Below are 21,837 nucleotides of genomic sequence, written 5' to 3' on the forward strand. Positions count from 1 at the left end.
GGGCGCGCGTCACGGGGTCACCTGGACCCTCTTGCCGCCGATGGTGATGAACAGCGCAGGATCGACGGGCGGCGCAGGGAACGTGCATCCCGTTGCGGTGCTGGTGCCCGTGTTCTCGGGGTTGGCTTGGTCGACGCACGCGCTGGCGGCCGGGTAGTCCGGCCCGTTCACGGGCAGCGCGGTCCAACTGTAGGCACCGGCCGCGCCGTCGTAACGCAGGTCGACGGGCCGGAAGGCGAGGGATGTCTCGGGCGCGGTCATGACCGCGGGGTCGCCGCACACCTCGACGACGGCGTAGACGTTACACGCGCGCAGCGCGAATTGCACGCGCTGACCGGTGGGCAGTTGGAGCACCTCGCGCGGGAACGATCCGGCGGCGAACGACACCCAGGATCCTCCCCGGTTGCCGGCCGCGTCGACCGTGGCGATCTGGTAGCGGTCGGCCCGTGGCTGCAGGTTGGTGACGCGGTAGTCGTAGGTGGAGCGCGCGGTCTCGACCATGACCCCGTCGGCGCGCGGGGCGTCGCCAGGCGTCGGCCGGATGCGCACCTCGGTCACGTTCGAGACGGCGCAACCCGCGCGGTTGTAGGCCCAGACGGCGAAGTAGTAGGTCGCGTTCGCCTCGTCGAGACCGGTGAAAACGGTGGATGACGCGCCCGCCCCTTCTGAGCGGACCTCGACGACCGATCCCCCGGCGACGGGCGGTGTGACGGTGCCGGGCGCGGGACTCGACACGCGGCAGGCGCCGGAACCCGTCGGGGTCTGTCCGTTCGCGAGCCGCTCGACGAAGTACCCGGCGATGGGGTCGCCGTTCGACCCGAAGCCCGACCACGACACCGTCACGGTGCCGCTGCCGGAGTCGCCGTCGGCGCGCACGCCGCCGCCGCTCGGGGCGCCGAAGGGTGTGCCCTGGCTTGCGGCGCTGTTCCACTTCGAGAGGGCCGGATAGGCGTCGTTTCGCGCCGAGATGGTGAGGTCGACACGGCTGCCGTTGGGCAGCCCCTGCACCTCGGTCGTGCACCGGCCGCCCGAACAGCTTCCGGCGGCGGCGATGCTGCGTTCGCGGCCGCCGACCGTGACCACATAGGTGCGCACGGGGCTTGCGCCGGACGGCATGCTCACGGCATCCCAGCCGATACGGAGGCCACCGTCGAGGGGTTCGGCGGAGATGCCGGCGGGTGCGGCCGGAATGACGTCGGACCAGACGCGTTCGGCCAGCCCGGTCGGCGTCGACGCCCCGATGCTGTTCTCGGCCACCACCTCGAGCGTGACGGCGTTGTCGCTGCCGTTGCCGGGGGTCGGCACGCGGCAGGTGGTCGCAGCACAGGCCGTGGTCGTTGCGGCCCCGCCGCCCGCGGGACGCACGCCCACCCGGAATCCGGTGATGCTCGCGTTGTTGGCGGCGCCCGGAACCCATGTGACGGTGATGCCGCGGTCGTCGAACCCGGTGACGCGCACGGCGCTGACCGGGTCGGGCGCGTCTTGAACGCTGATGCGCACGGTGCCCCACGTGTGCCTGGCCGGATCTCCCGTGGCATCCGCGACCTGGTACTGCACCGTGGTGTCGCGCGCGGCCGCATCGCCCGAGACCTGGATGGAGAGCGTCGAGCGGTCGGCCGACGGCGTGATGCTGACGCCCGCCGGCACGTTCTGCCCGTCGGCGCCGCGCACCGCGACGACCGTGAGGGGTTCACCCGGGAAGGGGTTGGTGGCCTGGTCGTTCTGCAGCACGTTGACCGTGGTGGTCTGGCCGCGGGGCGCGATGACCTGGTCGGTGGCGGGCTGAGCCAGCGGACGCGTCGAGGCGACGACGCGCAGGTCGAGGCGCCCGTTCTGACCCGGGTTCGCGTTGTCACGCACGCCGATGAGCGCGCTCGATGCCGACCCCTTCGGCGTGTCGGCACGGGCCGTGACCGTCAGGGTGCTGCCCGACAGCGCGACGTCGAAACCGGTGGCGCGCGGGTCGAGCACGCTGAATGCGAGCTGGTCCAGGTCGTCGGCGTAGGGATAGCGCGTGAGTTTCGTGAGGTCGATGTCCTTCGACTGCCCGGGTTCGAAGTCGATCTGGCCCCCCGTGAAGACGGGTGGCTGGTTCTCGGTGGGCACGACGTCGATGGGCAGGACGAGCGTGGCCGCCTTCGCCGCACCCCCTGCGCCGCCCCCGCCCGAATCGGTGACCTCGAACGAGATCGATGCCGGCCCGAAGTACCCGTCGGCGCTGCGGAAACGCAGCGTGCGATCATCCACTGTGAGGGCCGAGCCGTCGGCGTGGGTGGCCCGCACCGTGGCGGTGTCGGTGAGGCGCACGTCGCGTCCGTCTGGCGCGATCACATAGTCGGCGAGCCGGATGTCGACGCTCTCGCCGCTCGTGACGCTGATCGGTTTCACGCCGGCCTTGAGCTGCGGCACGGCATCCTGCGTGCCAGGCACCCAGATGAAAGCCGTGGCCGTGACGTCGGCGTCGTCGGGGTGGGCGACGACGAAGGGGATGATCTGGCTCTCGTTCGTGACCGCGACCACGACACGTTTCGCCCCGGTGACGCGCGCCGCCTGGGCGAAGTCACCGGGAATCGTGAGGTCGAGCGAGGACACCTCGCCCTCGGCGAAGAACACGTTCTTCAGCGCGTTGACGGTCACCTCGTCGGCGTCTTGGATATCGCTGAGCGAGAGCACGGTGTCGCGGGCGAGGGGCCTGGCGGCCGGAGCATCCGGGTCGGCCACGACCGTGAGGAAGGTGGATGCCGTGCCGCCGCGCCCGTTCTCGATGTCGTACACGAAACCGTAGCGACCGCGCCCGTCGGGAACCGTGACGCGGATGGTGCTGCCGCGCACCTCGGCCGCAGCCCCCGGAGTCGTCGGCGTGACGCCCGTGATGGTGAGGGTGTCGCCATCGGGGTCGGAATCGTTGTCGAGCGGGCGCACCGTGATGGTGCGGCCCGGCCGCGTCGTCACCTCGTCGGAGGTCGCGACGGGGTTGCGGGCGCCGTCCCGCGGCGGGCTGATGCCGATGCGCACGGTTCCCGTCGCGGTCTGGCCGAGTGTGTCCACGACCGTGTACGAGAATTCGTCGGTTCCCGTCGAATAGGCGCCCGCTTCGTACTCGAACCAATCGGTTCCGGATGCCGTCACCGCGCCCTTTTCGGGGTTGCTGGCCTGCCCCGCGAGCTTGACCGAGTCGCCGTCGGGGTCGATGCCCTGCAGCGGGATCGGCACGCGGACGGTGTCGCCCGCGAGCACGCGGCTCGTCACGGTCTTGGGCACGGGCGGACGGTTGCCGGCCGCGTCGGCCTCGCGCACGGTGAGGGTGACGTCGGCGTCGGCCCACTGCCCGTCGGGCCCGCGCACGCGATAGGTCGCCGTGTAGTTTCCGGGTTCGCGCGGAGCGAGGTAGCGCAGAACCGTGCCAGAGGCGAAGAGCAGACCCGCGTTGCCCGGAACCTGTCGGCTGAGGGTGGCGTCGAGGGTGAGGGCGTCGCCGTCGGGGTGCCGGTCGTTGGCGAGCACGGGGATGTCGATGGCGTCACCGACGCGCACCGACGCCGAGTCGGGGTTGGCGATGGGCGCCTGTCGCACGGCGGGCGTCGGCACCTGGATGACCGTGATCGTGCCGGCGCTCTCGGCCGTGCCGTTCGACACGTGGTAGCCGATGGGCGTCGGCGCCGAGGCCGGCCGCGTCAGGGTGATGCGCACGAGCCGCTGTTCGACGACCTCCACGCGGATGCCGCTCTCGGCGGGCGCGTCGTCGACGCCCGTGACGACGAGCACGCCACCGGCCGGGTCGAAGTCCTGCTCGAGCACGGCGACGTCCTGACTCGATTGTTCGCGCACGAAAGCCGTGTGCGGAACCGTGACGGGTGCCGCGCCGGTGGGATTCGGCAGCACGTCGATGCGCACCTGGCCGGTCTCGGTGAGCACGCCGTCGGTCACGGTGTATTCGAGCAGGTGGGTGCGCGCCTCGCCGCTCGTGAATCGGAACGTGCCGAGGTCGTAGTCGGGCACGACGGTCGATCCGTCGCGGCTCGGAACGTTGACGAGACGCAGGGGTGCCGAGCCTCCGCGCGCGTGATCGAGCGGCGCGATGCGCACATCCTCGCCCGCATAGGCGGTGACGGCGAACCCGTCGGCGACGATGGGCACCTGACCCGTCGGTTTGATGCTCACCGTCAACACGCCAGCGCCCTCGGCCCGGCCGTCCGACACCAGCAGCGGGATGTCGCGGGCTTCCGCTCCCGTGCCGCCGTCGGTGTAGACGACCTCACCCGCGGGCGTGAACTGCGTCAGGTCGGGTGCGTCGACACTCGCCCGCGTCAGGTAGAGCGGGTCGCCGTCGGGGTCGACCCAGTCGCCGAGCACCTGCGTGCTCACCCGTCCGCCGGCCGCGACGGTCGTGCGCGTCGGCCGCACCTGCGCGGGCGGGCCGTTCTCGTCATCCCCCCGAACCGTCACGGTCACATCGGCCGTCGCCGTGCCGCCCCGGCCGTCGCTGATGGAGTAGGCGAAACGGATGTCGCCCCGGGCCTCGGGTGTCAGAGTCAGCTTGATGCTTTGGCCGTCGTTCACGAGGTCGACACGCCCGGCGTCCGTCGGCACCTCCCCGACGCTGCCGATGACGAGCACATCGCCGTTGGGGTCGTAGTCGTTCAGCAGCACGGGCAGCAGCGTCGAGCGTCCGGGCCGCGCCCCGAGGCTGTCGGCGACCGCAACCGGGGGCTTCTGTTGCTCGTCGAACTCGGGAGGGGTGTCGTCGGTGTTCTCCTCGACCTGTTCCTCGGTCTCGGTATCGGCCAGCAGGTCGTCCCAGTTGTCGATCGACCGGTTGCCGTCGAGAACCGCCCACGAACCACCGCCCACCCGGTCGTTCAGCACGACACGGTCTTCGAGCACCCGGAAGGCGAGGTCGGCGCCGGGAGCCATGCCGCTGACGGTCGACACGCGGGCGTCGGCGTCGCTCGACGGCCGGCCGCAGAGGGTTGCGACGGTCCCGCTCTGCCAGGCACCCACGAGGCATTCGCCGACGGTGCCCGCGGCGGGGTTCGGAGCGATAGCGGGGGCAACGGCCGGTCCGAAGGCTCCCGTCGCGAGCACGCGCGCCGCGCCAGAGGGGGGCACATCGATGAGCGATTCGGCGGTTGCGACGAGCACGCCGTCGCGGGCGGCCGAGGGTTGCTGAAGGACCGCCGTTGCGGCATCTAACCCGTTGATCCGGCTCAGGTCGATCTGGCCGGATGGCGTGTGCAGCAGCCCGGCATCGCGGTCGAGCAGCGCATACCGATCGCCCGTGGCCGTGAGTTGCAGGGCCCCCGGGGAATCGGCCACCGCTGGCGTCCCCTCCGCGCCGCCATCCGCACCACCGTCGACTCCCCCGTCCTCAGGGGCATCGGTCGCGCCCGTGTCGATCGTCGTCGCGTCGTCGACCCGGTCGCTTCCCGGCCCGAGGTGCGACAAACGGCCCGTCTCGGCGCGGTAGACGAAGATGTCTCCCGTCGGCGCCACCGCGGTGAGCGCATCGGCGCCGAGCGACACCGTCGGCTCGTCGTCGGAGCGGAAATCCTCGAGCGAGGCCGTGGGAAGAAGCCAGAGGTCGCCACCGCGCGCGATGACGATGCGGCCACGGGCCACATGCACCTCTGACGCACCGGGCGGCAGCGGAATCGGTTCGTCGACGGTGGCCGTGGCCAGATCGACGCGGCCGACGCTCCCGGCCGCACGGTCGACGAGCAGGACGGTCGACGCGTCTTGCACGACGTCGACACCCGTTTCGCCGGTGCCCGCGCGTTCGACGGCGAGCGCGGCGTTGAGTTCGCCCACGCGCACATTGGCGCGCCCGATCGCCTGCCGGCTCTGGTTGGTGACCCACACCGAGTCGTCGTCGAGGCTCAGCTTGTCGGCACGATAGCCCGTGCTCACGAGGGAGATCACGGCGATGAGCGCGACCACGAGCACGCCGGCCAGCACGGTGGCGAGGGCCGCGCCGCGTCGAGCGAGGAATGCGCGGATCATCCGGCGCCCGTGCCCGCCTCGGGAACCACGCCACAACTCTCGGGGCTGCGATCGCCGAGCGAGCCGTCGCGGTTGACGCGCACCGTGATGCAGACCGTATCGCCCGGTTCGCCCGCCACGACGAAGGTGGTGCTGCGCTGGGTGCTCGAGCTGCTGTCGTCGACCTCGATCTCATAGAGGTCGTCGGCTCCGATGCCCGGGTCGGGCCAGCTGAATGTCAACGATCCGTCGGCGGATGTCGCGAACACATCCCGCACCGCCGGCACCGCCTCGGCGCTTCCCGCCCGCACGACGACGTACACGGCCGTCGCGGCCAAGGCGAGCACGAGAACCGCGCACGCGACGATGGCGGCCACGAACCAGCGGCCCGATCGCCACGTTGCGGCGGGCACGGACGAAGCCCCGGGGCCCCCGGTCGCCGTTCCCCGGCGGCGCGAGCGTGACTGCGCATCGGCGGCGGTGCCGCGCGCCCGTGTGCCCGTCGATGCGGCGACGTCGCGGCCGGCGGCCCGTGCACCGGCGCCCACCGTTCCCGTCGCGGGTGCGACCGGTGCCCCGGCGACCCCGCTCGGCTCACCGACCGACTGCCCACCGCGTGCACGGCGTCGGCGCGCGACGGGCTGCACATCGCGGATGGGGTTCACACGCGTGCGGTCGTCGGGGTCGTCGGGCGCGACATCCGCCCACTCGTCGACACTCACATCGGGTTGTGTCTGCGCCAATCCCATCGACGCCTCGACGGCCTGCAGTTCGCGAATGAACTCCATGGCCGAGCGGTGTCGGTTCTCGGGTTTGCGGGCCAGCGATTTGCGCAGCACGCGCTCGAAATTCTCGGGCACGTCGTCGCGGCCGATGGGTGTGACGACCCCGCGGTTGATGCGCGACATGAGTTGCGCGGACGAGTTGTCGCCGCCGTCGATCTCGAACGGCGACCGCCCGGCGAGCAGCGTATAGACGGTGGCGCCGAGGGAGAAGACTTCGCTCGCGATGGTGCCGTTGGTGTCGGCGCGCAGCACCTCGGCTGCGGTCCATGGCACGCTCATGCCCACGACCGCGTCGTCGTCGATCTCGTCGACCGCGCCCGCTATGCCGAAGTCACTGAGCACCGGATTGCCATATGCCGTCATGAGGATGTTGGACGGTTTGATGTCGCGGTGCAGCACCCCGGTGCGGTGGGCGCTCTCGGCTGCGCCGCCGATCTTGATGCCCACGCGCAGCGCTTCGGCGGCCGAGAGCCGGTTGTTGCGATATCCCGTGCCGAGCGTCTGCGAGCACAGTTCCATCACGAGGTAGGGCCGACCGTCGCCCGCAACACCCGATTGATAGACGGTGAGGATGGACGGATGCGCACTCAACTGCGCCATCAGGTCGGCCTCGGCCGCGAACATCTGCCGCACGTGATTGTTCACGTATTCGGCCAGCATCACCTTGACGGCGACCTGCCGCCGCGGGCTGTCCTGCTCATAGAGGAACACGTCGGCGAACCCACCCGACCCCAGAATGCGCACGAACGAGAAACCGGGCAGCGTCGGCGGCTGTGACGGCAGTCGTCTCCCCACGGTTCTCTTTCCTTGTTCGGGTCTGGCTCTGGTTCTGGCGGCGCGTTCCTACTCGCCGCGCCAAGGCGGGAGGATCTCGATCACGTTACCGTCGCCGATGTCGATGAGCGTGCCGGGCACGACCACGATCGATTCTCCCTGACGCAGGCGCTGCCAGTGTTTATGCGGCAGGTTGACGCTCGTGCCGTTGGTCGACTTCAGGTCGGTGGCGACGATCGAGTCGCCCACCTGCTTGATCTCGAGGTGCGTGGCCGACACCGATTTGGTCGACGACACGACGGGCACGAGCCGCGACGGGTCGGGCAGCGGGATGCGCGGCTGCCGCGGGTTGCGCCCGAAGTAGTGCACGGCGTCGAGCGGGTAGGCCTGCCCGCCGTTGACGCGGAATCCGTACATGACGGTCTGCGGGTCGTCGGGCACGAACGGCACGTGGCGAAAAACGGTCTCGTCTTCGACCGGGCGGGCGATGTCGGGGCGCAGCACGGTCTCGCCGTCGTGCTGCAGCAGGCTGTCGTCGGCCAGGCGCGGCACGACGCTGCGGCGCGGACGGATAACCGTCTCGGTCTCGGCCTCGATGGATGCGGCGACGCCCGGCGCCTTGGTCAACGGCGCGCCATCCATTCCACCGGCCTGCTCGCTCACGTCGAGCACGCGCGGTTCGGCCGCGGGCGCCGGACGGCGGGTCAGGATCGTCTCCTCCGAGAACACGTCGTCCTCGACGCCCCGACTCTGCTCGAGCGGCTGGATGCGGGTGGTCTCATCGGGAGCATCGGGCACGGGCTCACGCTCGGGCTCTGCCTCGGGCTCTGCCTCGAGCGGCTGCGCCTGCGGCTGGGGCTCGCGCTCGGCCGCCACCGCCGCCGCCAACGCCTCGGCCTCACCCTCGAGCGAAGCCCCAGCCAGAGCGACGTCGAGGCGGTTCGCGACGACGACACCGGCGTCGAGCGGGAACGACACGCCCGCGGCATCCACGCCCACCTCTTGTGCAAGATCACCCAGTGCGAATTTGCGAGAACCCGTGAGAACCTCGCGAGCCCACGGCGCGTCGCCGTCGGCCTCGATGCGCTTCCAGCCGCCACCCGCGCGCCCGGCACGCTGCTCGTCGGACGCCAGGAGGGCGTCGACGGCCGCCCGGCCGTGCGCGATCACCGTGAAGCTCTCGGCGCCGTCGACGGTGCCGGAAACCGCGTTCGGCTCGTCGTCACCCACGACGGCGAAGGCTGTGCGCCGCTCGCCCGCGAACTCGGGGATGACGGCGGCCAACGCGTCGGCACGAGCCTCGCCGCTGCGCATCAGGGCCCACAAACCCTCGACGACATCGGGCTCGGAGGGCGCCTTGATGGCGACGGCACTGCGCTCGGCGACCACGAAGATCCAGGGCGAGCCCTGCTCGGCCAGCGTGTAACGAACGGCCCGGGCGTCGCCAGCCGGCGCGGTCGGCGACGACGTCGATGACGAAGATGTGGTGGTGTCGGCGATGCTCAATGTGATGATCCCTGTGGCCTCTGTCGATGCGGCCCGCCACCCTGGGCGAGTCGCGGTTCCCCCATTCTGCCAAGAGTTCGCCGCCTCTGCCGGGTAATCCGCCGAACGGTTTCGCTACGCTGTGACGGTGCCTGCACCCCGCGACGAGAGTGTTTCGCCCGCCGCATCCGACGGCCCCGGCGTCACACCCCTCGAACGCGCCATCGAGCAGAGCGACAACGCGCTCGTTAAACGCCTCGATCGCCCGGTGAAACAGGCCACGCGCGTGACCCGCTGGGTGCAGCGCCAAAAGATCTACCGCGTCGTCATGAACTACAACCTCAACGACGGCAACCTCCTGGCGTCCGGTATGAGCTTCCAGTCCCTCTTCGCCGTCTTCGCGGCCCTCGTCGTCGTGTTCTCGGTGGCCGGCATCTGGCTCACCTCGAATGCGGCCATCTACTCGGCCCTCGTCGACATCATCGACCGCGCCATCCCCGGCCTCATCGGCCCCGGCGGCCTCATCAACACCGACGACCTGCTGGGGCTCGGGCTCTATGGCTGGACGGGCACGGTCGCCCTCGTCGGCTTGCTCTGGACCGCCATCAGTTGGTTGGCCTACACGCGTCAGGCCATTCGCTCGGTCTTCTCGCTCCCCCGCGACAGCCGCCCCTATCTCCTTCAGAAGGCTGTCGACCTGGGGCTCGCCCTCGTCTTCGGCGTCATGCTGTTCGCCTCGGCGGTCTTCTCGGTGCTGAGCACACAGGCCGTCACGTGGCTCCTCTTCCTCATCGGCGTCGATTCGAACGCGGGCGGGAGCACTGTCGCCGCGGGCGCGATCGGCCTGCTCGTCGCCGTCATGGTCAACCTGATCACCATCGGGTCCATGTACCGCATCCTCAGCCGCATCCCCATTCCCTGGCGCGATCTGGCCGGTGGGGCCCTCATCGGCAGCGTCGCCCTCTCCGCGCTCAGCGTGTTCAGCGGGTGGGTCATCCAGGCTGCGTCGCGCAACCCGCTGCTCGCCACATTCGCGGTCTTCATCGGTCTGCTGATCTGGTTCAACGCGATCTGCCGCATCATCCTGCTGGCCGCGTCGTGGATCGCCGTGGGCGTCGAAGACAAGGGTGTGCAATTGCATCGGATGTCGCGCGCCGAGCGTCTCGACGCCGAACGCCGCGCGCGCCTCGTCGTGGCCGAAGCGGAACTGCGCGATGCCCGCGACGAATACGAACACGCATCATGGATGTCGCGGCCCCTCTCCCGTCGCCGCCTCCGTCAGGCCCACCGCGAGTGGCAGGCCGCGCGCGACGCCCTCGCCGAGGCCTCCCCGAACGGCTCGCCGGTCGGCACCGCATCCGCCCGTACGACCGGCCGAACGGGTGTCGGAGGGCCCCTATAAGCTGGGTCCATGTCGTCGAAAGCTCCCCTCCGCATCGCCAGTGTCAACGTGAACGGCGTGCGCGCCGCGTTCCGCAAGGGCATGGGTGAGTGGCTCGACGGGCGCGGCGTCGACATCCTCGCGCTGCAAGAGGTTCGTGCCTCCACAGAAGACCTCGAGGGCCTGCTCGGCCCCGACTGGAACATCTTGCACGACCCGGCAACCGCCAAGGGCCGCGCGGGCGTGGCACTCGCCAGCCGCGATCGCGCCCACATCCATCGCGTCGAATTAGGTGCCGCCGAGTTCGACAGCGCGGGTCGCTGGCTCGAGGCCGACTACGAGGTCAACGGCACGGTCGTCACGGTCGTCAGCACCTACGTGCACTCGGGCGAACAAGACACGCCGAAACAAGACGAGAAGTGGAAATTCCTCGACGCCATGTCCGAGCGCCTGCCCGAGCTGGCGAAACACTCCGACTACGCGCTCGTGCTCGGCGACCTCAACGTGGGCCACCAGAAGCTCGACATCAAGAACTGGAAGGGCAACGTGAAGCGCTCCGGGTTCCTGCCGCGCGAGCGTGCCTACTTCGACCGTTTCCTGGGCGCAGAGGGCGAGCCGGTCGAGGGCGCCGACGGGTCGACCGGCACGGGCCTCGGCTGGGTCGACGTGGGCCGTCAGGCCGCGGGCGAGGTCGAAGGCCCCTACACCTGGTGGTCGTGGCGCGGTCAGGCCTTCGACAACGACACCGGATGGCGCATCGACTACCACCTCGCCACCCCGGCCCTCGCGGCCGTCGCCACCAACTACACGGTCGACCGGGCCGAGGCCTACGACAAGCGCTGGTCCGACCACGCCCCCGTCGTCGTCGACTACGCCCTCTAGAGAGACCAGAACCTCATGACCAAGCCCATCATCTTCTCCGGCATGCAGCCGTCGTCGTCGTCGCTGCACCTCGGCAACTACATCGGCGCGCTCACCCAGTGGGTCGCGCTGCAAGACGAATTCGACGCCTACTACTGCGTCGTCGACCTGCACGCGCTCACGGTGCCGCAAGACCCCGCCGAGCTGCGCGAGCGCACGCGCACCACGGCCGCGCAATACATCGCTGCGGGCATCGACCCCGCCAAGTCGACGCTGTTCGTGCAGTCGCACGTGGCGGCCCACCCCGAGCTGGCGTGGATCCTGAACACCATCACGGGCTTCGGCGAGGCCGGGCGCATGACCCAGTTCAAGGACAAGTCGCAGAAGCAGGGTGCCGACCAAGCCTCTGTCGGCCTCTTCACCTACCCCGTGCTCATGGCAGCCGACATCCTGCTCTATCAGACCAATGTGGTGCCGGTGGGCGAAGACCAGCGCCAGCACCTCGAGCTCACGCGCGATCTCGCGGGCCGATTCAACCACCGCTTCGGCGAGACGTTCACGGTGCCCGAGCCTTACATCCTGAAGGCCACGGCCAAGATCTACGACCTGCAGAACCCGACGGCCAAGATGTCGAAATCGGCCGACACCGACGCGGGTCTCATCCGGGTGCTCGACGATCCGAAGGTCACGGCCAAGAAGATCATGCGTGCGGTCACCGACACCGACAACACCATCCGTTTCGACCGAGACGAGAAGCCGGGCGTCTCCAACCTGCTCACGATCTTCTCCGCTCTCTCGGGCACCTCGGTCGAGACGCTCGAGAACGAGTATGCGGGCCGCGGATATGGCGACCTCAAGAAGGGCGTCGCCGAGGTCGTCACGTCCACTCTCGAGCCCATCCGCGCGCGCACCAACGAACTGCTTGCCGACCCCGCCGAGCTCGACCGGCTGCTCGCCGCCGCCGCAGATCGCGCGGCCGAGCACGCCAACACGACCCTGCGCACCGTCTACGACCGGGTCGGGCTCCTCCCCCGCCGCTAGGCGACGTGGAGGACGGCCAACGGCGCACGTCGGCGCGCCACTCGCACGACAACGGCCGCTTCCGCAACCACCACTTTTTATTTAGCTAGAGTCTCTAACTACCTATACTCTGAGTGATGTCAGCACTGGCGCACACAGAGAGAGATCACCGACGATGAGCACGACCTTCGCCCCCGCGAGCTGGACCGAGATCGACGACCGACTCACCGTCGGCAACGCCGGTGGCAACTACGCGGGCCTCATCGAGCATCTCAACGGTCGCTACATCGCCACCGACGCGCGCGGCAACGTCATCGGCACCTTCGACACCCGCCGCGAGGCGCAGGCCAGCCTCGAACCCGGTTCGCTCGAAAAGACCCTTCAACTGCGCCAGCGCCGTCAGAGCATCCTCGAGGCCGCCGCGGGCATCGCCGCCGTCTCGACCACCCTCATCGCCCTCGCGGGCCTCGCCACCGCCGGCGTCCTCTAGACCGACCGGCTCTGGCACTCCCCCGCGCCGCACGTCTCCGCGCGGAGTCTGCGCATCAGGCGTCGGCGTGGGCGCCCCGCCGTGCGCGCAGTCACCTTGCGCGGCCGCGCCACCGGTCTCAACGCGCGATCCCCGCGTACGGTTCCGGCGCGGCGTCCCCGCACGCACGCGAAGGAGCCCCGAGGCATCTGCCTCGGGGCTCCTTCTCTGTCTCAGCGGATCGCAACCGATCCGAGCATCACTGCCTGAGAATTACTGCACGTCCTCGTCAACCCAGTCGAAGGTCTTCGTGACGGCCTTCTTCCAGTTGCGGTAGAGGCGGTCGCGCTCGCCCTTGTCCATCGAGGGCTCCCAGCGCTTGTCTTCCTGCCAGTTCTTGGCCAGGTCGTCAAGGTCGCTCCAGAAACCGACGGCGAGGCCGGCCGCGTAGGCGGCACCGAGCGCGGTCGTCTCGGCGACGACAGGGCGCACGACGGGAACGCCGAGGATGTCGGCCTGGAACTGCATGAGCGTGTCGTTGGCCGTCATGCCGCCGTCGACCTTGAGCTCGGTGAGCGGAACGCCGGAGTCGGCGTTGACGGCATCCAGCACCTCGGCGGTCTGGTAGGCCGTGGCCTCGAGGGCGGCACGAGCGATGTGACCCTTGTTCACGTAACGGGTCATACCGACGAGGGCGCCGCGAGCATCCGAACGCCAGTACGGCGCGAAGAGACCCGAGAAGGCGGGCACGAAGTAGGCGCCACCGTTGTCTTCGACGGTCGCGGCCAGCTTCTCGACGTCGGGCGCCGAGTTGATGATGCCCAGGTTGTCGCGCAACCACTGGATGAGCGAACCGGTGACGGCGATCGAACCCTCGAGCGCGTAGTGCGGCTTGGCGTCTCCGAGCTTGTAGCCGAGCGTCGTGAGCAGGCCGTTCTCCGAGTGGATGATCTCCTCACCCGTGTTGAAGATGAGGAAGTTACCGGTGCCGTAGGTGTTCTTGGCCTCGCCCTGCTGGAACGCCGCCTGACCGAACGTGGCGGCCTGCTGGTCGCCCAGGATGCCGGCGATGGGAACCTCGCGCAGCAGGCTGTGGCCCGACGCGTGGCCGTAGATCTCGGAGGAGGACTTGATCTCGGGCAGCATGGACTTCGGCACACCGAAGATCTCGAGGATCTCGTCGTCCCAGCTGAGGGTCTCGAGGTCCATGAAGAGCGTGCGGCTGGCGTTGGTGACGTCGGTGACGTGCACGCCGCCGTCGGTGCCGCCGGTCAGGTTCCAGAGAACCCAGCTGTCGGTCGTGCCGAAGAGCAGGTCGCCGGCCTCGGCCTTTTCGCGCGCACCCTCGACGTTTTCGAGGATCCAGACGATCTTGGTGCCCGAGAAGTAGGTGGCGAGCGGCAGTCCGACCTTGGGCTTGAAGCGCTCGAGGCCTTCGTCGCCGGCGAGGCGGTCGACGATCGACTGCGTGCGGGTGTCCTGCCAGACGATGGCGTTGTAGACGGGCTCGCCGGTGTTCTTGTCCCACACCACGGCGGTCTCGCGCTGGTTGGTGATACCGATGGCCTGGATGTCGTGACGCGTGATGTTCGCCTTCGACAGCGCGGTACCGATCACCTCACGCGTGTTGTTCCAGATCTCTTTCGGGTCGTGCTCGACCCAACCGGCCTTGGGGAAGATCTGCTCGTGCTCGAGCTGACCGGTCGAGATGATGTTGCCGTTCTTGTCGAAAACGATCGCACGCGTCGAGGTCGTTCCCTGGTCGATGGCGATGACGTAGTCCGTCATGAGAGTTACTCCTTTGTAGAGGGTTATTCGGGTGGGCGGATGCGCGTCGGGGTTGAGGCGCGCATCCGCACCGGGTCGATCAGGTGAAGAGAAATCAGATCAGGTCAGGACGGGCAGGAGGACCTGCGAGGCGAGACCGGCGATGGCACCACCGACGAGGGGGCCGGCGACCGGAACCCACGCGTAGGACCAGTCGCTCGTGCCCTTGCCCCTGATGGGGAGGAGGGCGTGCACGATACGCGGTCCGAGGTCACGGGCCGGGTTGATGGCGTAACCGGTGGGACCACCGAGCGAGGCACCGATGGCGATCACGACGAGGGCGACCGGCAGGGCACCCAGCGAGGCGAGACCGGCGGCGTCACCGTTGCGGCCGAAGCCGAGAACGACGAAAACGAGAACGAACGTGCCGATGACCTCGGTGAGGAAGTTCCAGCCGTAGCTGCGGATGCCGGGGCCCGTCGAGAACACACCGAGCTTGGCGCCGGCGTCTTCCGTCTCGTCGAAGTGCTTCTTGTAGGCGAGGAACACGAGCACCGCACCGATAATGGCACCGAGCATCTGCGCCGCGAGATAGACGATCGTCGACAAGAAGTCGACGGGGATGCCGGGCACGAAGTTCTCGGCGCCCGACGTGATGATGCCGACCGTGACGGCCGGGTTGAGGTGGGCCCCTGAGGCGTAGGAGACGATCACACCGGAGAAGACCGCGAGGCCCCATCCGAAGTTGATCAGCAACCAACCGCCGTCGAAGCCCTTGGACTTAGCGAGTACTACGTTTGCGACTACACCTCCACCGAGCAGGAGCAGCATTGCCGTTCCCACGGTTTCCGAGAGGAATATCGTTCCCAAATTGACGTCCACGTTGACCTTCCTTGCGAGTACTCTCGGGCCTCCCCTGGCGGGGGACCCTTCCGGGTTATATATCGACCTATCTGCACGCTAGCGACCGCGCTAGCGTGCAAACAAGACTTCCGCGTGAGAATGCGTTCAATGTTGGTTTGCGGGGAGGCCGCGCCCGAGGGCGTCGGGCCTCCCCGCAGACCGACTACTTGCTGAGCGCGTCCTCCTTGGCGCTGGTGCTGCCCACCGCGACACCGTGTGCTTCGCGCAGGATGCGCGCGGCCTCGGCGATCTCGGCGGCGGTCTCGTCGCTCGACCAGCCGAGGACACCGGCCGTGATCGAACCGAGCTCGGCGAGCAGCGCGTCGGTGGCCTGGCCCGTGAAGGCGAGGCTCGTGCGGCGCTGCAGCACGTCGGAGAGGTGCACGACCGATTCGGTGCGCACGAGGTATTCGATCTCCTGCACGCTGTACTCGGCGGCGTTCTCGAGCGGGGTGTCACCCGACTCGGCGAGCTCGTCGATCACGGCGGCGGCGCGCGTGCCGTAACGCTCGAGCAGCATGTCGGCGCGGGCGCGGCTCACCTCGCGGCCGTGGCTCGTGACCCAGACGGTGCGCGCGTCATCCGTGGTCGGGTAGTCGCGGCCGCCACCGATGGGCATGCCGAGCGTCGACACACTGCGGGTCTGGTGCAGGCGCTCGAGGACCTCGTTGCTGAGGTGCTCGGCCAGGGCACGGAACGTGGTCCACTTGCCGCCGACGAGGCTGAGCAGCGTGGCGGTGCCGAAGGTCGACGGCACGATGCGGTAGTCGCGGGACACGAAGCCGGGGGCCGTGTCTCCGTGGCCGGGCAGCGGGCGGATGCCGGAGAAGCGGTAGACGATCTGCTCACGGTTGACGTCGATGGTCGGGAAGACGTGCTTCACGAGCCCGAAGAAGTAGTCGACCTCTTCCTCGGTGCAGACGGCGGGTTCGCGCACATCCGCCTCGAGGTCGGTGGTGCCGACCATGACCTTGCCCTTGAGCGGGTAGATCAGCACGATGCGGCCGTCGTTGTTCTCGAAGAAGATCTCGCGACCCTTGGTGGCGGCGAGCAGTTCGGGGTTGTCGAGCACGATGTGCGAACCCTTGGTGCCGCCCATGTAGGCCGTCTTCTCGCCGAGGGCCTCGTTGGTGAGGTCGGTCCAGGGGCCGGACGTGTTGACGACGACATCCGCCTTCACGGTGAATTCTTCGCCCGAGACGACGTCGCGCAGCACGACACCGCCGTCCGAGGCGCCGACGGCCTCGACGTAGTTTGCGGCGCGGGCGTGCGGACCCTGGGCCAGGCCGTCGCGCAGCACGTCGAGGGCCAGACGCTCGGGGTCGTGCACCGAGGCGTCGTAGTAGGTGGCCGTGTACTTGAGGTTGTCGTTGAGCTTCGGCAGGTCGGCCATGGACTTCTTGTGGCCGTGGAAGCGATGGCGGGGAACGGCGCCGCCGTCACGCGAGAAGGAGTCGTACATGGTCAGGCCGATCTTGATGAGCGCAGCCCCGCGCTCCTTCGGCTTGCCGCCCTTGTGGGTGAGGATGCGGCCGGGAGCCGACAGCACGCCGGAGACGGTTGTGAAGATGGGGATGGTGGTCTCGAGCGGCTTCACGTAGTGCGGCGCGATCTTGAGCAGACCGTTGCGCTCGGTGACCGACTCCTTGACCAGGCGGAACTCGCCGTTCTCCAGGTAGCGCACGCCACCGTGGATCATGTGCGACGAGGCGGCCGAGGCGCCCGAGCAGTAGTCGCCGCGCTCGACGAGTACGACGTCGACGCCCTGCAGCGCCAGGTCACGGAAAGTTGCGATGCCGTTGATGCCGCCGCCGATGACGAGAACCTGGGCGTGGGGACGCTCGGTCAGGCTCTGGACGCTGGAACGGGTTGCGGATGAAGATGATGCGGCGTTCACGACGGTCACTCCTCTTGTTACGCGCCATTGCTTCAGGGGGTGTGGAGCACGGCACTGTGTCTGTGTCCGTATCAGTGAACGCCCTCGATCACACTCGGTCAAATCTCGTGCACAAACGTGCAAGGATGGCCTCATGGTTCCTTCGCCCACCACGGCACTGACGCCGAAAACGCGTGACGCACTGACCGCCGCGCAGTTGTATTACATGCAAGACCTCACGATGGAGGCCATTGCCTCCGAGCTGCACACCTCGCGCTCCTCGGTCTCCCGCCTGCTCAGTCACGCCCGCGAAACCGGCCTCGTCGAGATTCAGGTGCGCTCACCCCTCGACATGCCGCGGCAGGTGGAAGCAGACATCCGTCGACGGTATGGCGTGGTCGCCCACGTGGTGCCCGTTCCCGAACTCACGAGCGACGTCGACCGGCTTGAACGCGTGGCCATCTCGGCTGCACGGATTCTCGGCAGCTTCTTCGACTCCAACATGACCATGGGCGTGGCCTGGGGCAGCACCATGAGCGCCGTCTCGCGACACCTCGTGGCCAAGGCGACCCACAACTCGTCGATCGTGCAGTTGAACGGCGCCGCGAACCCGCGCACCACGGGCATCCTCTATGCCAGCGAGATCCTGCAACGTTTCGGCGGGGCGTATGGCGCCTACGTGCAGCAGTTCCCCGTGCCCGCGTTCTTCGACGACCCGGGCACCAAGAAGGCGCTGTGGCGTGAGCGCAGCATCCACCGCGTCATCGACATCCAGGCCGGCATGGATGTCGCGGTCTTCGGCCTCGGCTCGCCCTTCGCCGGGGTGCCGAGCCACGTCTACATCGGCGGCTATCTCGACGACGACGACTTCGCGTCCCTGGCCGAAGCCAAGGTGGTCGGCGACGTGGCGACGGTCTTCTTCCGCGAGGACGGCTCGGACGACGGCATCGCCCTCAACCAACGCTCCTCGGGCCCCGATCTGCAGGTGCTGCGCCGTGTGTCGCGCCGCGTGTGCATCGTCGCGGGCACCTCGAAGCTCGCGAGCCTGCGCGGAGCCCTCGCCGCGGGCCTCATCACCGACCTGATCCTCGACTCCCGCACGGCGCGCGAACTGGTCGACGGGGCGCCCGCCGACGCCACGCAGGCCGAGCGCTGGCGCCGTCACAATTCGTCGGATTAGGCCGCGAAGACGCTTGGAATAACCCTGTGGCCGGCGGCGTTCGGTAGAGTCAGCAACAGAAACGTGCTCCGGGGTCGGTGAGAGTCCGAACCGGCGGTTATAGTCCGCGAACCCGAGAAACGTTCCTGCCGCCCGAGGCTCCTGCCCACGGCGACGAGAACGCGTCGAGGGCCGATCCGGTGGAATTCCGGAACCGACGGTTATGGGTCTGCACCAGCAGGCTCGAGTCCGGATGAGAGGAAGCACGGGTCGTCGACCGATGTCGACGGCCGGCGAGAGCGCGCGCCCAGACGGCGAGCGCTCAGAACGCACCCGGAGTCCGTCTCGACAGAGACCACAAGGACGACATGACCGGGAATCCAGCCCCCACCGAGGCGGAGCTTCGACGCGCCATGCGCCGCGCCATCGACGATGCGGGCAACGGGCCGGCGCGCGGGGTCAACCCGCAGGTCGGCTGCGTCATCCTGGCCGCCCGGCCCGATGCCGCGACGGGCGAATTCGCCGTCATCGCCGAAGGCTGGCACCGCGGCGCCGGCACGCCGCACGCCGAGGTCGACGCGCTGTCGCAGCTGCCCGCGGGCGCCGCGGCCGGCGCCACGGCCGTCGTCACGCTCGAGCCCTGCAACCACACGGGCCGCACAGGGCCCTGCTCAGAAGCTCTGCTCGCCGCTGGGGTCGCACGCGTCGTGTACGCCGTCGCCGACCCGGGTCGCCACTCCGGCGGGGGCGCCGAACGGCTGCGCGCCGGCGGGGTCGAGGTCATCGCCGGCGTCGAAGAGGCAGCGGCTACAGCGCTGCTCGGCGACTGGCTCGTCACGGCCCGCCTGGGTCGTCCGCTCGTGACGGTGAAGTGGGCGTCGAGCCTCGACGGGCGCGCCGCAGCAGACGACGGCACCAGCCAGTGGATCACGGGCCCGGAAGCGCGGGCCGATGTGCACCGCCGGCGTGCGGCATCCGATGCCATCGCCGTCGGCACGGGCACGATCCTGGCCGACGACGCCTCGCTCACGGCGCGCGCCGACGACGGTTCGCTACTCGGCGCGCAGCCCGTTCCCGTGGTGTTCGGCACGCGACCCGTTCCGGCCGACGCCGCCGTGCGCCGGCATCCGCACGAGCTCGTGACCTTGTCGGGAGGCGACCTCGCGGCCGATCTCGCCGAACTGCGCGCCCGAGGCATCCGCACCCTGTTCGTCGAGGGCGGGCCCACCCTGGCCAGCGCCTTCGTGCGCGCGGGCCTCGTCGACAACTACCTCATCTATCTCGCGCCGACGCTGCTGGGCGGCGGGCGCCTCGCCACCACCGACCTCGGGGTCGGCACCATCGACGCACAACGACGCCTCGTCATCGACGGGATCGAACGGCTGGGAGACGACCTCGTGGTCACCGCCCGCCCAGAAGGGACGCACTGATGTTCACCGGAATCATCGAAGAAACGGGCACGATCACGGCCATCGAGCACACGGGCGACGCCGCGCGCTTCACCGTGCGCGGGCCACTCGCCGTCACGGGCGCCGCGCACGGGGACTCCATCTCGGTCTCGGGCGTCTGCCTCACGGTCGTCGACCAGACCCCCGACTCGTTCACGGCGGATGTCATGGCGCAGACCCTGGCCATGTCGACCCTCTCCGGGGCGGATGTCGGGCGCCGCGTCAACCTGGAACGCGCCGCCCAGGTGGGCGACCGTCTCGGCGGCCACATCGTGCAGGGACACATCGACGGCACGTCGCAGCTGCTCTCGATCACCGAGGGCAGCGCCTGGCGTGTGCTGCGCTTCAGCCTCGACGAGAAGCACGCCCCGCTCGTCGTCGACAAGGGCTCCATCGCGATCGACGGCGTCTCGCTGACCGTCTCGGCCGTCAGCGACCCGGCCGAACCCGCGCAGTGGTTCGAGGTGTCGCTGATTCCCGAGACACTCGCGGCCACGACCCTCGGCGAGCGCGTCGTGGGCGACACCGTGAACATCGAGACCGACATCCTGGCCCGCCACATGGAACGCATGCTGGCCATCACCACCCGCAGAACGGAAACCCACTCATGAGCCTGTCGACGATTCCCGAGGCGCTCGAAGCGCTGCGCGCGGGCAAACCCGTGCTCGTGGCCGACGATGAGGGGCGCGAGAACGAGGGCGACGTCATCCTCTCGGCGCAATATGCGACGCAGGAGTGGTTGGCGTGGACCATCCGGCACACGAGCGGCTACATCTGCGCGCCCATGTCGAACGAATACGCCGACCGGCTCGAGCTGCCGCCCATGGTGGCGCGCAACGAGGACCTGCGCCAGACGGCCTACACCGTGACCGTGGATGCCGCGACGGGCGTGACGACGGGCATCTCGGCGTCCGACCGGGCCAAGACCCTGCGCGTGCTGGGCGACCCGCTGTCGACCGCCACGAGCGTCATCCGCCCCGGCCACATCGTGCCGCTCCGCGCGCGGGACGGCGGAGTGCGCGAACGCCCCGGCCACACCGAGGCCGCCGTCGACCTCATGCGCCTCGCGGGCCTCACCCCCGTCGGAGCCATCTGCGAGGTCGTCGAAGACACGGGCGAGATGACGCGCCTGCCCGGGCTCATCGCGCTCGGCGCCGAATTCGGCCTGCCCGTCATCACCATCGCCGACCTCATCGCCTACATCGTCGAACACCCCGACGCGCAGGCCGTGTGCGACGGCACGGCCCCCGGCGAAGACCAGACGCCCGCCGACCCGGCCGTGCGCTTCGAGGTCGAAACGACCGTGCCCACCACGCACGGCAGCTTCCGCATGCGCGCCTACCACGACCGCCGCACGGGCGCCGATCACGTGGCCATCGTCTCGGGCAACCCGGCCGCCGAGGGCGCGCTCGTGCGCGTGCACAGCGAATGTCTGACGGGCGAGGCCTTCGGGTCGCTGAAATGCGAATGCGGGCCGCAGCTCGACACCGCACTCGACACCATCCAACGCCACGGCGGCGTCGTCATCTACCTGCGCGGGCAGGAGGGGCGCGGCATCGGACTCGTCAACAAGCTGCGCGCCTACCGCCTGCAGGAGGACGGGCTCGACACGCTCGACGCCAACATCGCGCTCGGGCTGCCCGCCGACGCCCGCAACTATGAGGCCGCCTCGGCCATCCTCGACGATCTCGGCATGACATCCGTGCGCCTCTTGACCAACAACCCCGAGAAAGAGCGCCAGCTCACGATGCACGGCGTCGCGGTGTCGGAACGCGTGCCGCTCATCGTGGGCGTCGGCGCGTTCAACGAGGCCTACCTGAACACCAAGCGCGATCGCATGGGACACATCATCGCGCTGCACGACAACTAGACACCCGACATCCGATGCGGTCTGCATCGAACACAGAACACAGAACACCGAACAGAGAAA

At 69.2% G+C, this 21,837-nt stretch carries 14 protein-coding genes and 1 riboswitch; of the genes, 8 read left to right on the plus strand and 6 right to left on the minus strand.

Annotation, left to right across the window (positions count from 1 at the left end; genetic code table 11):
• Positions 1-9: 9 nt before the first annotated feature.
• The 3 genes from ACZ6IE_RS10365 to ACZ6IE_RS10375 are packed head-to-tail and all read right to left on the minus strand — an operon-like array spanning position 10 to position 9,044.
• On the minus strand, positions 10-6,000 hold the full coding sequence (locus ACZ6IE_RS10365; RefSeq protein ID WP_464607874.1) for an Ig-like domain-containing protein: 5,991 nt from the start codon (positions 5,998-6,000) through the stop codon (positions 10-12).
• Positions 5,997-7,559, minus strand: a complete 1,563-nt coding sequence (locus ACZ6IE_RS10370) for a serine/threonine-protein kinase (RefSeq protein WP_464607875.1) — start codon at positions 7,557-7,559, stop codon at positions 5,997-5,999. The genes ACZ6IE_RS10365 and ACZ6IE_RS10370 overlap by 4 nt, the downstream gene beginning before the upstream one ends.
• Positions 7,560-7,607: 48 nt before the next feature.
• Complete coding sequence (locus ACZ6IE_RS10375) at positions 7,608-9,044, minus strand: FHA domain-containing protein (RefSeq protein ID WP_464607876.1); 1,437 nt, start codon at positions 9,042-9,044, stop codon at positions 7,608-7,610.
• A 127-nt stretch (positions 9,045-9,171) separates the two neighbouring features.
• Between ACZ6IE_RS10375 and ACZ6IE_RS10380 the strand changes: the two genes are divergently transcribed.
• The 4 genes from ACZ6IE_RS10380 (at position 9,172) to ACZ6IE_RS10395 (ending at position 12,775) form a co-directional block, all read left to right on the plus strand.
• Positions 9,172-10,425 (plus strand): YihY/virulence factor BrkB family protein, encoded by a 1,254-nt coding sequence (locus ACZ6IE_RS10380; RefSeq protein WP_464607877.1) that lies wholly within the window; start codon positions 9,172-9,174, stop codon positions 10,423-10,425.
• Between the two features lie 9 nt (positions 10,426-10,434).
• Positions 10,435-11,286 (plus strand): exodeoxyribonuclease III, encoded by an 852-nt coding sequence (locus ACZ6IE_RS10385; protein WP_464607878.1) that lies wholly within the window; start codon positions 10,435-10,437, stop codon positions 11,284-11,286.
• Between the two features lie 15 nt (positions 11,287-11,301).
• Positions 11,302-12,306 (plus strand): tryptophan--tRNA ligase, encoded by a 1,005-nt coding sequence (trpS, locus tag ACZ6IE_RS10390; RefSeq protein WP_464607879.1) that lies wholly within the window; start codon positions 11,302-11,304, stop codon positions 12,304-12,306.
• Between the two features lie 154 nt (positions 12,307-12,460).
• Positions 12,461-12,775: a hypothetical protein gene (locus ACZ6IE_RS10395; RefSeq protein ID WP_077055249.1), complete on the plus strand. Its 315-nt coding sequence runs from the start codon at positions 12,461-12,463 to the stop codon at positions 12,773-12,775.
• 252 nt (positions 12,776-13,027) lie between these two features.
• On the opposite strand, the gene glpK is transcribed toward ACZ6IE_RS10395, so the two are convergent.
• The 3 genes from glpK to ACZ6IE_RS10410 form a co-directional block, all read right to left on the minus strand.
• Positions 13,028-14,542: a glycerol kinase GlpK gene (gene glpK / locus ACZ6IE_RS10400; protein ID WP_464607880.1), complete on the minus strand. Its 1,515-nt coding sequence runs from the start codon at positions 14,540-14,542 to the stop codon at positions 13,028-13,030.
• Between the two features lie 99 nt (positions 14,543-14,641).
• Entirely contained in the window at positions 14,642-15,352 is a 711-nt protein-coding gene (locus ACZ6IE_RS10405) for an MIP/aquaporin family protein (protein WP_464608627.1), read from the minus strand.
• 235 nt (positions 15,353-15,587) lie between these two features.
• The gene (locus tag ACZ6IE_RS10410) at positions 15,588-17,321 is read right to left on the minus strand and encodes a glycerol-3-phosphate dehydrogenase/oxidase (protein WP_464607881.1); all 1,734 of its coding nucleotides are present in this window, start codon (positions 17,319-17,321) and stop codon (positions 15,588-15,590) included.
• A 133-nt stretch (positions 17,322-17,454) separates the two neighbouring features.
• Between ACZ6IE_RS10410 and ACZ6IE_RS10415 the strand changes: the two genes are divergently transcribed.
• The 4 genes from ACZ6IE_RS10415 to ribA all read left to right on the plus strand — a co-directional run bounded on the left by ACZ6IE_RS10415 (position 17,455) and on the right by ribA (position 21,777).
• Complete coding sequence (locus ACZ6IE_RS10415) at positions 17,455-18,480, plus strand: sugar-binding transcriptional regulator (RefSeq protein ID WP_077055246.1); 1,026 nt, start codon at positions 17,455-17,457, stop codon at positions 18,478-18,480.
• A 60-nt stretch (positions 18,481-18,540) separates the two neighbouring features.
• A riboswitch (FMN riboswitch) is annotated at positions 18,541-18,729 on the plus strand.
• Between the two features lie 98 nt (positions 18,730-18,827).
• Positions 18,828-19,889, plus strand: a complete 1,062-nt coding sequence (ribD, locus tag ACZ6IE_RS10420) for a bifunctional diaminohydroxyphosphoribosylaminopyrimidine deaminase/5-amino-6-(5-phosphoribosylamino)uracil reductase RibD (protein WP_464607882.1) — start codon at positions 18,828-18,830, stop codon at positions 19,887-19,889.
• Positions 19,889-20,518 carry a riboflavin synthase gene (locus tag ACZ6IE_RS10425; protein WP_077055244.1) on the plus strand — a complete coding sequence of 210 codons (630 nt, stop codon included), beginning with the start codon at positions 19,889-19,891 and terminating at the stop codon, positions 20,516-20,518. The genes ribD and ACZ6IE_RS10425 overlap by 1 nt, the downstream gene beginning before the upstream one ends.
• Positions 20,515-21,777: a GTP cyclohydrolase II gene (gene ribA, locus ACZ6IE_RS10430; protein ID WP_464607883.1), complete on the plus strand. Its 1,263-nt coding sequence runs from the start codon at positions 20,515-20,517 to the stop codon at positions 21,775-21,777. The genes ACZ6IE_RS10425 and ribA overlap by 4 nt, the downstream gene beginning before the upstream one ends.
• Positions 21,778-21,837: the final 60 nt, after the last annotated feature.

The sequence above is a fragment of the Okibacterium sp. AC114 genome, from assembly GCF_979253355.1.

What these genes read in the sequence shown, in the direction of transcription:
- ACZ6IE_RS10395 (WP_077055249.1), top strand. Translation starts at nt 12,461, where the DNA reads ATGAGCACGACCTTCGCCCCCGCGAGCTGGACCGAGATCGACGACCGA.
- ribA (WP_464607883.1), top strand. Translation starts at nt 20,515, where the DNA reads ATGAGCCTGTCGACGATTCCCGAGGCGCTCGAAGCGCTGCGCGCGGGC.
- glpK (WP_464607880.1), bottom strand. Translation starts at nt 14,542, where the DNA reads ATGACGGACTACGTCATCGCCATCGACCAGGGAACGACCTCGACGCGT.
- ACZ6IE_RS10405 (WP_464608627.1), bottom strand. Translation starts at nt 15,352, where the DNA reads ATGCTGCTCCTGCTCGGTGGAGGTGTAGTCGCAAACGTAGTACTCGCT.
- ACZ6IE_RS10365 (WP_464607874.1), bottom strand. Translation starts at nt 6,000, where the DNA reads ATGATCCGCGCATTCCTCGCTCGACGCGGCGCGGCCCTCGCCACCGTG.
- ribD (WP_464607882.1), top strand. Translation starts at nt 18,828, where the DNA reads ATGACCGGGAATCCAGCCCCCACCGAGGCGGAGCTTCGACGCGCCATG.
- ACZ6IE_RS10425 (WP_077055244.1), top strand. Translation starts at nt 19,889, where the DNA reads ATGTTCACCGGAATCATCGAAGAAACGGGCACGATCACGGCCATCGAG.
- ACZ6IE_RS10385 (WP_464607878.1), top strand. Translation starts at nt 10,435, where the DNA reads ATGTCGTCGAAAGCTCCCCTCCGCATCGCCAGTGTCAACGTGAACGGC.
- ACZ6IE_RS10415 (WP_077055246.1), top strand. Translation starts at nt 17,455, where the DNA reads ATGGTTCCTTCGCCCACCACGGCACTGACGCCGAAAACGCGTGACGCA.
- trpS (WP_464607879.1), top strand. Translation starts at nt 11,302, where the DNA reads ATGACCAAGCCCATCATCTTCTCCGGCATGCAGCCGTCGTCGTCGTCG.